This is a genomic window from Nitrosomonas sp., from assembly GCF_019635155.1.
Taxonomy (GTDB): Bacteria; Pseudomonadota; Gammaproteobacteria; order Burkholderiales; family Nitrosomonadaceae; genus Nitrosomonas.
On record NZ_JAHBZY010000008.1, the window covers coordinates 76,947 to 93,417 of the forward strand.

Genomic DNA, 16,471 nt, shown 5'->3' on the forward strand with positions numbered 1-16,471 from the left:
AGATAGCTGAGGAAGCTCTAAATGCGATACCATATAACGGTGAGTCCGAACAGGTATTATTGCTATGGATAGTCAGCAAAGCTCCTCAGTCGATGAGTCCCAAACCGAGTATAAGGTCAGCGCTCATAACCATGCTGCTCATGATACGCTGGCATTGATACTGGCTGGCGGTCGCGGCAGCCGCTTGCATCAACTGACGGATTGGCGCGCCAAACCGGCAGTGCCATTTGGGGGCAAATTCCGTATTATCGATTTTCCGCTATCGAATTGCGTCAATTCCGGTGTGCGCCGCATCGGCGTGGTTACGCAATACAAAGCCCAGAGTTTGATCCGTCATATCCAGCATGGATGGAGTTTCCTCGACGGCCGTTTCAAGGAATTCGTCGAATTACTGCCAGCGCAACAGCGCACCGCCGATGAAACCTGGTACCAAGGCACGGCCGATGCGGTTTTTCAAAACGTCGACATCATGCAGCGCCATAACGCGAATTATGTGTTGATTCTGGGCGGCGATCACATTTATAAGATGAATTACAGCAAGCTGCTGGCTGAGCATATAGAAAAACGCGCGGATATGACGGTTGCCTGTCTCGAGGTTCCGCTGGAGGAAGCGAAGGCTTTTGGTGTCATGGGTGTCAATGAAGCTTGGCAAATTACGACTTTCGCCGAGAAACCGGCGCATCCCGCGGCCATTCCCGGCCAGCCGGATAAAGCGCTGGTCAGCATGGGAATTTATGTATTTAACGCCGGTTTTCTTTATGAGCAATTGATACGCGACCATCAAATCCTGAACTCTTCTCATGATTTCGGCAAGGACATCATACCTTACCTAGTGCCCCGTTATCGTGTGTTCGCGCACCGATTTCAAAACAGTTGCATCAATATGGCCTCCGGGATTCCCTACTGGCGCGATGTCGGCACCATCGATGCTTACTGGGAGGCGAACGTCGACTTGGTCAGCGTCACGCCGGAGCTCAACTTATACGATGCCGATTGGCCGATCTGGACGCATCAAGAACAATTACCACCCGCCAAATTCGTGTTCGATGACGACGATCGCCGCGGTCAAGCGCTGGATTCCTCGGTATCGGGCGGCTGCATTATCAGCGGCGCGACAATTCGCCGCTCGTTGCTGTTTTCCAATGTCAAAGTCAACAGTTACAGTAACATTGAAGATTCGGTCATTCTTCCCGATGTCGTCATCGGCAGGCACGCAAAGTTGCGGCGGGTGGTGATTGAGAAAAAATGCAATATCCCGGAAGGTTTGGTCGCGGGGTTCGATCCGGAAACCGATCGCAAGCGATTCCATGTGACCGGAAAAGGTGTCACATTAATTACGCCGGAGATGCTGGGGCAGGAAATCCATAAGGCTTATTAATAAATGCAATGATGGGTGACCGGAATTTCCGGGAAGATTCATTCAGGAATCGGCGTCACCCATCACGTAATCAATCCGATAAAAATAATAAATTTCAATGGGCAGCGTCATTTTTTTATGAAACAACTGAATCTCATCCTGTTATGGCATATGCACCAGCCGGATTACAGGGATTATGTCACCAACGAATTCGTATTGCCGTGGGTATATCTGCATGCCATCAAAGACTATACCGACATGGCTTATCACCTGGAAATGCATCCTCAAACCAAAGCGGTTGTTAATTTTGTGCCCGTTCTGCTGGATCAGCTCGAGGATTTCAGCGAACAGTTTCAGACCGGGGAAATACGTTGTCCGCTATTGCGTCTGCTGGCGATGCCCGATCTCGATCAAATCACCATGCAAGATCGATTATACGTATTCGATAGCTGCTTTCTCAGCAATCACTCAACGATGCTGAATCCTTATCCGGCTTATAAACGCTTACACGAGCTTTATGAAGTGTTCAGCAAGCACGGTGAATGCGAGTTGGCTTACTTTTCCGGTCAATATCTCGGCGATCTGCTGGTTTGGTATCACCTTGCATGGATGGGCGAGAGCGTCCGGCGCAATAATGAATTCATGATGCGTTTGATGGCGCAAAGCCAGGGGTTTAGTTACGAAGATCGCTTATTGTTATTCAAGTCGATCGGTGAGCTTATAAGTGATCTGATTCCACGTTACCGCAAACTCATGGAAACCGGACAAATCGAATTATCCACCACGCCGCATTATCACCCATTGGCGCCACTGCTGATCGATTTTTCTTCGGCGCGGGATAGCCAGCCTGATATCGAGCTGCCCGAGCATCCATGTTATTCCGGTGGCCGTAGCCGCGTAGCATTTCACATATCGTCGGCAATCACCACGCATACCCGGCGTTTCAATGAAAAACCGATCGGTGTCTGGCCGGCGGAAGGTGCGATCTCGACGGCGTTGCTGAAAATTCTGTGCGAGCATCAATGCCAATGGAGCGCCAGCGGCGAAGGCGTCTTGGCGAATAGCCTGCGCGCTTCTTATCCGGATGCGCCGTTACCGGATCGCGATCATTATTTGTACCGGCCATACCGGATTGCCGGGGAAACCGAATCCGTGGCTTGTTTTTTCCGCGACGATCAACTGTCGGATTTGATCGGTTTTGAATATGCCAAATGGTTTGGGCGCGATGCCGCGGAAAATTTCATTCAATCCTTGGAGCGAATCTATCATCACACCCCGGCTGATGAAAATCCGGTGGTCAGCGTCATATTGGATGGAGAAAACGCTTGGGAATCCTACCCGTACAACGGCTTTTACTTTCTCGAAGATCTCTACGGATTACTCGACAACCACCCTTATATCCGCACCACCACGTACCGTGATTATCTTGCCAATCCCGACAATACCCGTAATATTAAAACGTTACCGGCGTTGGCAGCGGGTAGCTGGGTGTATGGAACGTTTTCCACCTGGATTGGCGACCGGGAAAAAAATAACGCATGGGATATGCTCTGCGCAGCCAAGCAAAGTTATGATCTGGTGATGCAAAGCGACCGGTTGACCGAAGAGAAAAAGAAACAAGCCAGCCGGCAATTAGCATCGTGCGAAAGTTCCGATTGGTTCTGGTGGTTTGGAGATTACAATCCTGCACATTCGGTCGCCAGTTTCGATCAATTATTCAGAAAAAATTTGATGAATCTCTATCACCTGCTGAAACTGCCAATACCCCCGGCAATTCTTGAGCCGATCAGTAAAGGCAATGTACAAACCGACACCAGCGGTGCAATGCGACGCTCTTCCTAGCCAATGCATTGTAATTGCGGATTTCAGCACGTATATCGAGATATTTGGCTGCATGGACCCGCAGAAAAATTCTAAAAAGGGAATAAGCGATGCCAGGCAAGATAAAATCAAGCGAAAACGCGCAGTTTGTGAAAGATAAAGAGCGTTTTAGCCTGATTTCAACGCAGCATGGCCGGGCACACAGTTTTTCAGAGATTTCTTAATGATTACCTGGAGTTACTGAATGTCACAACCTGTTTCATTGCTCTTTGGCGTGCACGCGCACCAGCCGGTCGGCAATTTCCCCGAAGTCTTGAAGGATGCGCATCTGCGCTGTTATAAGCCGTTCTTCCAGGTGCTTTACCGCTATCCGGATTTTCGTTTTTCGGTGCATTTTTCCGGCTGGCTGCTGGATTATCTGCTGCAAAATTTTCCTGATGACATGGCACTGCTGCATGAAATGGTGTCACGGCGCCAAGTCGAATTATTCGGCGCAGGCGATACCGAACCGGTGTTAGCGGTCATACCGAATCGCGATCGCATCGGGCAGATCGAAACATTTTCCACGAAGCTTTCGGCAAAATTGGGGCAACGACCACAAGGTGCCTGGTTAACCGAACGTGTCTGGGAATCGACGGTCGTTCCGGCGCTGGCAGATTGCGGCATCCGTTATGTCATTGTCGATGATTATCACTTCCTGTGCGCCGGAAAGGATTCCAATGAGCTGCACGGTTACTTCACCACCGAAGAAGAAGGCCGCAAACTGGATTTGTTCCCGATCTCGGAGGCGCTCCGTTATAAAATCCCATTTGCTCCGGTTGAAGATACCATTGCCTACTTGGAATCACTGACAAACGCATCTCCGGCCGGCGGCGCCGTAGCGGCGATTTATTTCGATGATATCGAAAAATTCGGAATCTGGCCGGAAACCTATCAATGGGTCTATGAAAAAGGCTGGTTGGAACATTTCATTCAGGGCGTGCTGGCTTCTCCAAAAATTCTACCGCAGCATTACAGCGAATATCACGCCGCTGAAAAAACCCGTGGCGTGATCTATTTACCAACGGTATCGTACATCGAAATGAATGAGTGGACACTGCCGGCACATGCCGCCGGTACTTACGCCGAACTGGTTCAGCAAGCAAAAACCAGTGATTGGTATGGACCCAAAAAAGCATTTTTACGCGGCGGCATCTGGAAAAATTTCTTTTCCCGCTACCCCGAATCCAACTGGATGCATAAGCGCATGCTGGCGCTTTCCGCACGCTTGGCGGCATTACCGAAAAAACAGCGCACCCATCGAATGCAACAGAAACTCTACGAAGCGCAAGCCAACGATGCCTATTGGCACGGTTTATTCGGCGGTCTCTACCTGCCGCATCTGCGGCGCGCAGTTTACAACGCCATCGTGGAACTGGAAGCTTTGCTGGATCACCGTGACCAGCGCCCGTCGTATCATACCGAAGACACTGATCTGGACGGCTTTGACGAGGCATATCTGCAAAATGGCATCTTGCAAGCGATATTGAAACTGGATCACTTCGCCAGTATCTGTGAATTGGATTTTTATCCGTTAAACCACAATTTTGGCGACACATTGCGCAGCCAGGCGGAACATTATCACCAGAAAATCCAGCCCGGTGGACCTCCTGCTGCGAACCATAGCGGTAACGGCATCGCTTCGGCGCATGACCGGATCAGTTATAAGCATGAGATCAGCGCCGCGGACATCGGTGCCGACGATCATCCCCGCAGCTTGTTTGTCGATCGTCTGGATGGTATGTTTGTCGCCTATCGCTCATTAGCTTCCGCGCTTGAAAATAATCACTTTCAATCGGAAAATACCGCCTATCCGATTCACAAGATGATCATACTTGACGATAACCGGTTACAAGTAACCTATCGTTTCACCGCCAAGTTTTCACACGCATTCAGCACCGAAATCAACCTGGCGATGCCAAGCTGCGATGGCATGGGGGGACGGTATGTTTATCAAGGCAAAATTCCCGGGGGTTTTGGCCAGTTGCTGAAACTAACCGGCGTAACCGAGCTGATGCTCGACGACGATACCTTGGGCGGCAGTGTCACATTGATGACGTCCCATCCGGTCACTTTGCGCGCACATCCGCATTTTTCAGTCTCGCAGTCGGAAAGCGGTTTCGAAAAAATCATGCAAGCGGTCACGTTGCTGCTTGAATGGCCGGTCTCGGCGCCGGAATTGATCGTTACACTGGAAATTAATACACATACGAAATCATAAAATTCATCCGCAATATTTTTAACACGCCGCGATTCACAGATACACAAATACTTTATGTCAGTACTTACGCATTCACCCGCCTGGCTTGCACTCGAAGCGCATTATTCGGTTATGGCGCCACGGCATTTACGCCAATTGTTCCATGACGATCCATCCCGTTTTGAAAGTTTCTCCCTGCATCTCAAAGACATTTTAATCGATTATTCGAAACAGCCGATTACGGCGGAAACCGTTGATTTGTTACTGGCCTTGGCGCAGCAGCAACAATTGCAGAACTGGATTACCCGCATGTTTTCCGGCGACAAAATCAATTCCACCGAACACCGCGCCGCCTTGCATATCGCATTGCGCAGCGATCAACCGGTTTTTTTAGAAGGCGTGGATGTGTTACCGGATGTCAAGCGCGTGCTCAACCAAATGGAGCGTTTTACCACCGCGATTCACAGCGGCGCACGCCGGGGCTATAGCGGCAAGATCTTTACCGATGTCGTCAATATCGGTATCGGCGGTTCGGATCTCGGGCCGGTAATGGTGACCGAAGCGTTGAAACCCTATTGGGTGAACGGCATCAGGCCGCACTTCATTTCCAATATCGATGGTGCGCAATTGACCGATACGTTGCGGCATCTGAATCCCGAAACGACATTGATCATTATCGCCTCGAAAACCTTTACCACACAGGAAACACTGACCAATGCACACTCCGCGCGCCAATGGTTTCTGGCTAACGGCGGCAATGAATCAGCAATCGCGCAACATTTTGCCGCCGTCTCGACCAACCGTACTGCGGTGACGCAATTCGGCATCGACCCGGATAACATGTTCGAATTTTGGGATTGGGTCGGCGGACGCTACTCATTATGGTCGGCGATCGGCTTGCCGATCGCACTCACTACCGGTATGGATCATTTCTATGCGCTGCTTGCCGGCGCGCGCGATATGGACCGGCACTTCGCCACAACGCCATTGCAGCAAAATCTGCCGGTCATGCTCGGGCTACTGGGCATCTGGCACATTAACTTCTTTGGCATCACCAGTCATGCGGTGTTGCCATACGACCAATCGCTGCACCGTTTTCCCGCTTATTTGCAGCAACTGGAAATGGAAAGCAACGGCAAGCGCATCACGCGCGACGGTGAAGTCGTCGATTATGCCACTGGCGCAGTGGTTTGGGGCGAGCCCGGAACCAACGGTCAACATGCCTTTTATCAATTACTGCATCAAGGCACGCAAATCGTTTCCGCCGATTTTCTGGCGCCGTGCCAAAGCCAATACCCGGTCGGCAATCATCATCGCATGTTGCTGGCAAACTTTTTCGCGCAAACCGAAGCGCTCATGACCGGAAAAACCGGACAGAAAGTTCGCAGCGAACTGCAAAAACAAGGAATGAGCAGTACCAGTCTTGAACAATTGCTGCCACACAAGATTTTCCCAGGCAACCGCCCAACCACGTCGATTCTGTTCAAAAAGCTTGATCCTCAAACACTGGGTGCATTGATTGCGTTGTACGAACATAAAGTGTTTGTGCAAAGCGTCATCTGGAACATCAATCCGTTCGATCAGTGGGGTGTGGAACTGGGTAAACAATTGGCCGGAAAGATTCTCAGCGAATTGGCCGATGATAACCCTGTCACATCGCATGATTCATCCACCAATGGCTTGATTCAGTATTTCAAGGCAAATCAATAAGCTTACACATGCCGCCATCACTTCGCGTATTGTTCATTACTCCGGAAGTCTATCCACTGTGCAAAACCGGTGGTCTGGGGGATGTCAGCGCCGCATTGCCTGCGGCATTACGCGCACTGCACACCGATGTCAGACTTTTGTTGCCGGGTTATCCGCAAGTACTGGCCGGCGTGAAATACAAATCCAAGATCGCTGAATTTTCAAACTTATCGCATTTCCCTCCGGCCTCGTTGCTATCCGCGCGATTATCATTGAACAAGGCGGAACATATCCCGGTATTCGTGATCGACTGCCCCGGTCTCTACTGCCGTGACGGCGGGCCTTACATGGATGAGTACGGCCGCGATTGGCCGGATAATGCGTTGCGCTTCGGCTTATTGTCGAAAATCGGTGCGATTCTGGCCAGCGATGCCAGTCCGATCGCCTGGCGCCCGCATATTGCGCATTGCAACGATTGGCAAAGCGGGCTCGCCCCCGCTTATCTGCATTTCCACAACGGCAAGAAAGCAGCGGCGATCATCACCATCCATAATCTCGCGTTTCAAGGCTGTTTCCCGCCCGGAACCGTGGTGCAATTAGGCTTGCCGCCCGAGAGTTTCGACATTCACGGCGTCGAATATTACGGTAACTTGTCGTTTCTTAAAGCCGGCCTTTATTATGCCGACCATCTCACCACGGTCAGCCCCAATTACGCCAAAGAAATCCAAGCGGAACCCCTGGGATTCGGCCTGCAAGGCCTGCTCGCCGCGCGTGGCGATCAACTGAACGGTATCGTCAACGGTATCGATACCCGGGAATGGGATCCCGCATCCGATCCGCATCTGATAAAAAACTACAGCAGCAAAAAACTTACCGATAAAGCAATCAATAAAACCGCTTTGCAGCAGCATATGGGATTAACTGTCGATGCGAATATCCCGCTGTTTGGCATGATCAGCCGCTTGAGCTACCAGAAAGGCAGCGATCTGTTGATACAGATCGCGCCACAATTGATCAAAATACCCGCGCAACTGGTCGTGCTCGGTAGCGATCAGGCACAACTTGAGCATCTTCTGGTGATGCTGGCGCACAATCATTCAGACAGCATTGCCGTTCGCATCGGCTATGACGAAGCTTTATCGCACTTAATCGAAGCCGGCGCCGATTGCTTTTTGATGCCATCGCGCTTCGAACCGTGCGGCCTGAATCAAATGTACAGCCAGCATTACGGCACTCCGCCGATCGTGCATGCCACTGGCGGCTTAGTCGATACCGTAGTCGATTGCATCCCGGAAACGCTTGCCAACAATAGTGCCAGCGGCTTCCTGTTCGACACCATGACCGCGGATAACCTGCTGAATGCGATACAACGCGCCACCGCGGCTTATCGCGACAAAAAAATCTGGCAGCACTTACAAAAAAACGGCATGACCAAGGATTTTAGCTGGCAAACCAGCGCATCCGCTTATCTGGAAATCTACCGGTCATTGCTTTGAATCGATTAAACCGGGTAGGATTAAACTAAAAAAAACAGGAGCCTAAGCTCCTGTTTTTTTTAATGAAGGAAGTACTACAGTTAAACCGCAGCCGCTTTTCTGCGGCGTGCCATAAATCCCACGAGCCCTAATCCAGCCAACAGCATGGCGTAGGTTTCAGGTTCCGGAACCGGGGTGATTTCAAATCCGGCATATCTCACATTGGATTGCGAATTGTTATAGAACCCGAATTGACCCGAAGTGAACGTGGTGTCGTGAACGGTTACGTTCCATAGCTCGGTCGCGCCTTGACTGATCACAATATGAATGTCTCCGGGCGTCAGGTTGTACTCCAGATGGAAAGTATATTCGATATTGTCAGCCCAGCCTTTGGTGCTGGAATGATTAGTGGCGAGCACCGACATATCGCCGAAATCCACCTGGTTCTCCCAGAATTCCGCCAACGACAAATCCACGAGACCGTCGCCGGTTGCGCCTTCAAATTTCTTCAGGGTCATTCCTTCCGCCGCTGTGCGTCCCGCATAGCCTTGCGCTGATTGTTTCCAGTCGAACAAATAGAAATTGCTGGAATTTTGATAGCCGAATGCAAAACCCATGTAATCGTCGTCACCGGTCGTTTTCACTTGCCAGGTGCCGTCGACGGTATAGCTGCTCAGATCCTGATTGTTCAGAAAAAACGACGGATCGGCATTGAGTTTTTGTTCCACCGCCGTATTACCGGGCTCCAGCACCCAGTTCCCGGCGCCTTGACCGCCCGGGTAGCTCAGTGTTAAAGCAGTCCATCCGGATAAATCAACCGGTGTCGCATGAACGGCAAGCGGTGTCACTGAAAACAATCCGGCGATTGCCAAGTTGCGTAAATTTTTTTTCATCATAATGTATCTCTTTTATAAAATTTTTATTTCGACAAGGTATGCTTAACGCTGATTAATTCGACGAGCGTGATGAAATGCGAGGCGCACGGAACGAACGCAGTAACCGAGTCATATCAATCCGATAGACGAGGAAGCGAGTACCGCGCAACGATGCAATTCTCTCGCACAGTCAACCAACTAACGTTTCTTTAGCACAAACTTATTATTATCAATAAATTACCTTGTATTCCTAAGGTGACAATTTAACAATAATTAAATTCACCCGCTTCGATATTAAACCTTTCAGTTAAGAAATTGAATAAGTATTTTTCTGATCTTCTGAAATCGGAGGAGAAAGAATCGATGATAAAAAAGGGCCAGGACAATCATCCTGCGCTCTTCCACACAACCTTAAGAAATGCATCCAGCGCTTTTCAAATACTTCTTGAAACCTGACAGCTAGCGCTCATACGCCAACACCGGCGCCAGCCAGCGTTCCGCTTCCTCCAGCGTCCAGCCTTTGCGTTTCGCGTAATCTTCGACTTGATCTTTACCGATCTTGCCGACCGCGAAGAAAGACGACTCCGGATGCGAGAAATAAAAACCCGAAACCGCAGCGGTTGGTACCATGGCAAATGATTCGGTAATAATGATGCCGGTATTCTCAGTGGCGTTCAAAGTCGCGAACAATGGACCTTTTTCGGTGTGATCGGGACAGGCGGGGTAACCCGGCGCAGGGCGGATACCGAGATATTCTTCATTGATCAATTGCTCGTTGGCCAGTTTTTCATCCTTGGCGTATCCCCAGAATTCACGCCGCACGCGCATGTGCATGTGCTCGGCGAACGCTTCCGCCAAGCGGTCGGCCAGCGCTTTCAAAACAATCGCGCTGTAGTCGTCGTTTGCCGCTTCAAACGCCTTGATCCGATCGTCGATACCGAATCCGGCACCGACCGCAAACAAACCGATGGTATCCTTGATGCCGATTTCTTTGGGTGCAATATAGTCGGCCAGACAGCGATTGGGTTTACCCGAGGGTTTTTGATCCTGCTGACGCAAACAGTGATAAACCATCGCTATTTTATTGCGCGACGCATCCGTATAGATTTCGATATCGTCACCGACTGCATTGGCTGGAAACAGGCCGATGATCGCATTGGCGCTCAGCCATTTTTGCTCGACGATTTTCTTCAGCATGGTTTGCGCATCGCGGAACAATTGGCTGGCGGTTTCGCCGACCACCTCGTCGGTCAGAATATCGGGGTAACGTCCGGCCAATTCCCACGCTTGGAAAAATGGCGTCCAATCAATGAAGGGCACGATTTTTTCCAGCGGATAATTGTTCAGCGTGCGCACCCCGGTTAACTCCGGCTGATGCGGACGATAATTCGCCCAATCGGTCTTAAACGCATTGGCGCGCGCATCCGCCAATGTCAGTAACTTCGACGGCCCCTTTTTATTTTTATGCTGGGTGCGGACTTTTTCGTATTCTTCCTTGATTTCGCGCATATAGTTATCGCGCAAATCCTCCGACAGCAAATTACTGCACACTCCCACCGCGCGGCTGGCATCCGGCACCCATACGGTCGGCCCGTCGTAATGCGGCGCAATCTTGACCGCCGTATGCACGCGCGACGTCGTCGCACCGCCGATCAACAAAGGAATCGTAAATCCTTCGCGCTGCATTTCCTTGGCGACATGCGCCATTTCTTCCAGCGATGGCGTAATCAACCCGGACAGACCGATAATATCGGCGTTTCCCTGCCGCGCCGTTTCCAGGATTTGCGCACTGGGCACCATCACGCCCATGTTGACCACTTCATAGTTGTTGCATTGCAATACCACCGCAACGATGTTTTTGCCGATATCGTGCACATCGCCCTTGACTGTAGCGACGACGATCTTGCCTTTGGGTTTGTCATCGCCCAGTAATTTCTTTTCCGCTTCGATATACGGCAACAGATAAGCCACTGCTTGCTTCATTACACGAGCGGATTTAACCACTTGCGGCAAGAACATTTTACCGGCGCCGAACAAATCGCCGACCACGCTCATACCATCCATCAGCGGACCTTCGATTACCTGAATCGGACGCCCGCCTTTCCGCTCGATCTCGGCGCGCGCTTCCTCGGTATCCACCTCGATATAGGCCGAAATACCCTTGACCAATGCATGCGTCAGCCGTTGCTGCAGAGGCTCCTCGCGCCATGCCAAATCCTCGGCTTGCTCTTTCTTCTGCCCTTTAAACTGTTCGGCGAATTCGACTAAGCGCTCAGTGGCATCCGGGCGGCGGTTCAACAACACATCTTCGACCCTCTCCAGCAATTCCGGCGGGATATCGGAATAGACCCCCAACTGTCCGGCATTCACGATCCCCATCGTCATGCCGGCCTTGATCGCGTGATACAAAAATGCCGTGTGAATCGCTTCGCGAATCGGCTCGTTGCCGCGGAAAGAAAACGACACGTTGGATACCCCGCCGCTCACTTTGGCGTGCGGTAAGGTTTGCTTGATCACGCGGGTCGCTTCGATAAAGTCGACGCCGTAGTTGTTATGTTCTTCGATGCCGGTGGCAATGGCGAAAATATTCGGATCGAAAATAATGTCTTCCGGCGGGAAACCGACCTTATCGACCAGAATCCGGTAGCTGCGCGTACAAATATCCACTTTGCGCTGCAACGTATCGGCCTGACCTTGCTCATCAAACGCCATCACGATCACCGCAGCACCGTAACGGCGCGCCAATTTGGCGTGATGAATGAATTCTTCCTCGCCTTCCTTCATGCTGATCGAGTTGATGATCGACTTGCCTTGGATGCATTTCAGACCGGCTTCGATTACCGACCATTTGCTCGAATCGAGCATGATCGGCACGCGGCAAATATCCGGTTCGGCAGCGATCAGATTCAGGAAAGTCACCATGGCTTTTTGCGAATCGAGCATCGCTTCGTCCATGTTGATGTCGATGATCTGCGCACCGTTCTCCACCTGACTGCGCGCCACGCTCAGCGCTTCCGCATAATTGTCGTTCAGAATCAGCCGGGCGAATGCGCGCGAACCGGTGACGTTGGTGCGTTCGCCAACGTTCACGAACAACGAATCGTCGCCGATATTCAGCGGTTCCAGCCCGGACAAGCGTAATTTCTTCGGTATTTCCGGAATCTTGCGGGGCGCGATGGCGCTCACCGCGCCGGCAATCGCTTTGATATGCGCCGGTGTGGTGCCGCAACAACCGCCAACGACATTGACAAACCCCGCTTCGGCAAAACCTTTGATCTGACTGGCGGTATATTCCGGCGTTTCATCGTAGCCGGTTTCGGATAGCGGATTCGGCAATCCGGCATTGGGATGCACGCTGATGTAGACATCGGCGACCCCGGACAACTCCTCGATATACGGCCGCATCAACTCAGCGCCCAATGCGCAATTGATACCGACCGACAACGGCCGGGTATGGCTGATCGAATTCCAGAACGCTTCCGGCGTTTGCCCGGACAACGTGCGCCCGGAAGCGTCGGTAATCGTCACCGAAATCATGATCGGCAAGCGAATGCCGTGATCCTCAAAAAACTGATCGATCGCAAACAATGCCGCCTTGGAATTCAGCGAATCGAAAATGGTTTCCACCAGGAGAATGTCCACACCGCCATCGACCAACCCACGAATCGATTCGGTATAGTCGACCACCAGTTGATCGAACGTGATATTGCGAAACCCCGGGTCGTTGACATCCGGAGAAATCGACGCGGTTTTGGTGGTCGGACCGATCACGCCAGCGACAAAACGCGGTTTATCCGGTGTTTTCACTTCATAAGCCTGCGCCGCCTCACGCGCCAACTTGGCCGAAGCAGCATTCAACTCATACACCAGATCCTGCATGTGATAATCCGCCATCGACGCGGCATTGGAATTGAACGTATTGGTTTCGAGAATATCCGCGCCCGCTTCCAGATAGCCGTTATGGATCGAACGGATAATGTCCGGCTGCGTCAGCGTCAGCAAATCGTTGTTGCCTTTCAGGTCATGCGGGAAATCGGCGAAACGCTGTCCGCGAAAATCCGCTTCGGTTAACTTGAATGTTTGAATCATCGTACCCATCGCGCCATCCAGAATCAGGATGCGCTGGGGAAATAAGCTTTCCAATAAGGCAGTGCGGGATTCTCTCGTCATAGATCGGATAATAATTTCAAAACAAAGATTTTGGCATTATACCTGAGCCGGTTGTTTCCATTCACCGGGTAAACGGCGGGAATGGCAGTTTTTTTGTAATTGTAAGAGAAAAGGATGTCACGATAAACAACTAAGAGCACATGCACGCAACCTTTGTGGCAAACAGTCATGGGTAAGAATCCAGCTCGCTTTAAGAAAAATGAAAATAATTCGGTTAAACTGTCAAAAATGAGTTTAACTTGATAAAATTTCATAACTCTTTATCACGACAATGTTTAAGAATAACTGCCAATTAATAGCAACATGTTTTTTTATAATTTGAGGAGTAATTACCATGACGAAGATTAAGAATCTTGCTGGTTTAGCTGCATGCGGACTTATTTTAGGTATAAGCCAAATCAGTCAGGCAGCAGTGATCGATTTTAATTCACACTCCCCCGCGCTTGATGGCAGCAATCCGATCTTTGACAGCGGATTCAGGTTCGATTTCAATGCCTCAGGGTGGGGCGTGTTCGGCCCAGGATCTGGTGCTTGCTGTAATGTTAACTATAACGGCACTACATCACTATTTGCCGACGGTGATAAGCACGGAAAAAACGCCAGCTCACTTATGACTCCTACGACTGGCGGTACATTCAGCATCTTTAGCCTTGATGCGTCAGTTTACTGGACCGGTGCCACGGGAACTCTTGACATCATCGGCAATTTATTTGGTGGTGGTACAGTTACGACTAGTTTGAGTATTAGCTCAACTTGGCAGAATTTTCTGTTACCCGGAACATTCACTAATCTGGTAAGCGTCGAGTTCCGCGATTCGCAATCAGGTAGTTTCCTATCCGCACCCGGATTTGGCGTCGACAACATCAACATCACCCCTGTTCCAGAACCAGAAACCTACGCCATGCTTTTAGCAGGTTTAGGGTTACTGAGTCTCATGGTACGTCGCAGAAACGAATCAGCAGCGTAATCTAGACTCGGAATAAATAACCCCGTGGCAAGACCACGGGGAATCGCAAGTTCATAACTGCGATAGCAAAAAAGCAAACGATCATCCCGCGGAGAGCATTCGCAGCGGGTAAATATATCGTTTAATTTACAATGAATTACTAAATACTGCGAACTGACAAAAAGGTTTCCGGAATCGAACATGATTGATTCTAAAAAAACCACCGTTTTTTGTTTTCTTCATGCTTAATCATGTACTATAGATTTGCTTCATTCGTCTTTAACTTAGCATGTAACACGCATGCATCGTTATACGAAGCCCATTTCATTTCCTAAGAATTCCGCTCGGAACACCATCATTCAACAGGAGATTGCCATGACTGAAAAAAACAAGTTGACGACAGCCGCCGGTGCGCCGGTGCCGGACAATCAGAACACCATGACCGCAGGACCACGCGGCCCGGTTTTGTTGCAAGATGTATGGCTGCTGGAAAAACTCGCTCACTTTGATCGCGAAGTCATTCCGGAACGCCGCATGCATGCAAAAGGTTCCGGCGCTTATGGCACTTTCACAGTGACCCACGACATCACAAAGTACACGCGCGCCAAAATCTTTTCTCAGATCGGCAAAAAAACCGAACTCTTCGCGCGTTTCACCACCGTTGCCGGTGAACGCGGCGCCGCCGACGCGGAACGCGACATCCGCGGATTCGCCGTCAAGTTCTATACCGAAGAAGGCAATTGGGATATGGTCGGCAACAACACGCCGGTATTTTTCCTGCGCGACCCGCTCAAATTTCCGGATCTGAATCATGCGGTAAAGCGCGACCCGCGCACCAATATGCGCAGCGCCAAAAACAACTGGGATTTCTGGACCTCTCTGCCGGAAGCGTTGCATCAAATCACCATCGTCATGTCCGACCGCGGCATTCCGGCAAGTTATCGCACCATGCACGGATTCGGTTCGCATACGTTCAGCTTCATCAATCGCAACAATGAGCGCTTCTGGGTCAAGTTTCATTTCAAATGCCAGCAAGGTATCAAAAATCTAACCGACGCCGAGGCGGAAGCGATTATCGGTAAGGACCGGGAAAGCCATCAGCGCGACTTATACGAAGCGATCGAACGCGGCGATTTCCCGAAATGGATACTGAAAGTGCAAATCATGCCGGAAGCCGACGCATCCAGAACACCCTACAATCCGTTTGATCTGACCAAAATCTGGCTGCACAGCGATTATCCGTTGTTGGATGTCGGTGTGCTGGAACTCAATCGCAATCCGGAAAATTTCTTTGCCGAAGTCGAACAATCGGCCTTCAATCCCGCCAATGTCGTGCCCGGTATCGGATTCTCACCGGACAAAATGTTACAAGCGCGATTGTTTTCCTACGGCGACGCGCAACGTTACCGGCTTGGCGTCAACCACCACTCGATTTCGGTCAATGCGCCGCGCTGTCCGTTTCACAGTTACCACCGCGACGGCCCAATGCGCGTCGACGGTAATCACGGCGGCACGCTGGGATATGAACCCAACAGCTACGGCGAATGGCAAGAACAACCGGATTTCCGTGAACCGCCATTATCGGTCGAAGGCGCTGCCGATCATTGGAATCACCGCGAAGACACCGATTATTTTTCGCAACCCGGCGCATTGTTCCGCTTGATGACGCCCGCTCAACAACAAGTGCTATTCGCCAACACCGCCAGTTCGATCAGCGGCGCGCCGCGCGAGATCCAACTCCGCCATATCCGCCATTGCCAAAAAGCTGATCCGGCGTATGGCGAAGGCATCGCCAAAGCCTTGGGGATACCGCTGTCAGAAGTTTAGGTAAGATAAATGCCAGGGAAAGCTCAACATAAAACTTCCTGATTGAAAATGTTGAACCGGTGCAAATCCATC

At 50.8% G+C, this 16,471-nt stretch carries 9 protein-coding genes; 7 read left to right on the forward strand and 2 right to left on the reverse strand.

The genetic code is table 11. The features are described from left to right. The first annotated feature begins 64 nt into the window (after positions 1 to 64). The 5 genes from glgC to glgA all read left to right on the forward strand — a co-directional run bounded on the left by glgC (position 65) and on the right by glgA (position 8,602). The gene (glgC, locus tag KF839_RS07275; protein WP_292917183.1) at positions 65 to 1,378 is read left to right on the forward strand and encodes a glucose-1-phosphate adenylyltransferase; all 1,314 of its coding nucleotides are present in this window, start codon (positions 65 to 67) and stop codon (positions 1,376 to 1,378) included. Between the two features lie 117 nt (positions 1,379 to 1,495). Next, the gene (locus KF839_RS07280) at positions 1,496 to 3,199 is read left to right on the forward strand and encodes a glycoside hydrolase family 57 protein (RefSeq protein WP_292917184.1); all 1,704 of its coding nucleotides are present in this window, start codon (positions 1,496 to 1,498) and stop codon (positions 3,197 to 3,199) included. Positions 3,200 to 3,422: 223 nt separating this feature from the next. Then, positions 3,423 to 5,438, forward strand: a complete 2,016-nt coding sequence (locus tag KF839_RS07285; RefSeq protein ID WP_292917185.1) for an alpha-amylase/4-alpha-glucanotransferase domain-containing protein — start codon at positions 3,423 to 3,425, stop codon at positions 5,436 to 5,438. A gap of 54 nt (positions 5,439 to 5,492) precedes the next feature. Next, positions 5,493 to 7,127, forward strand: coding sequence for a glucose-6-phosphate isomerase (gene pgi, locus KF839_RS07290; protein WP_292917186.1), 1,635 nt, complete (start codon positions 5,493 to 5,495; stop codon positions 7,125 to 7,127). Between the two features lie 8 nt (positions 7,128 to 7,135). Next, positions 7,136 to 8,602: a glycogen synthase GlgA gene (glgA, locus tag KF839_RS07295; protein WP_292917187.1), complete on the forward strand. Its 1,467-nt coding sequence runs from the start codon at positions 7,136 to 7,138 to the stop codon at positions 8,600 to 8,602. 80 nt (positions 8,603 to 8,682) lie between these two features. Here the strand turns inward: glgA and KF839_RS07300 are convergent, their stop codons facing one another. Continuing rightward, a complete protein-coding gene (locus tag KF839_RS07300; protein ID WP_323802053.1) occupies positions 8,683 to 9,477 on the reverse strand; it encodes an FxDxF family PEP-CTERM protein in 795 nt (264 codons plus the stop codon). A gap of 438 nt (positions 9,478 to 9,915) precedes the next feature. After that, positions 9,916 to 13,626 (reverse strand): methionine synthase, encoded by a 3,711-nt coding sequence (gene metH / locus KF839_RS07305; protein WP_292917188.1) that lies wholly within the window; start codon positions 13,624 to 13,626, stop codon positions 9,916 to 9,918. A gap of 334 nt (positions 13,627 to 13,960) precedes the next feature. Between metH and KF839_RS07310 the strand changes: the two genes are divergently transcribed. Together KF839_RS07310 and KF839_RS07315 are read left to right on the forward strand one after the other, a co-directional pair. After that, complete coding sequence (locus tag KF839_RS07310; protein WP_292917189.1) at positions 13,961 to 14,593, forward strand: FxDxF family PEP-CTERM protein; 633 nt, start codon at positions 13,961 to 13,963, stop codon at positions 14,591 to 14,593. Positions 14,594 to 14,947: 354 nt separating this feature from the next. Further along, positions 14,948 to 16,399, forward strand: coding sequence for a catalase (locus KF839_RS07315; protein WP_292917190.1), 1,452 nt, complete (start codon positions 14,948 to 14,950; stop codon positions 16,397 to 16,399). Positions 16,400 to 16,471: the final 72 nt, after the last annotated feature.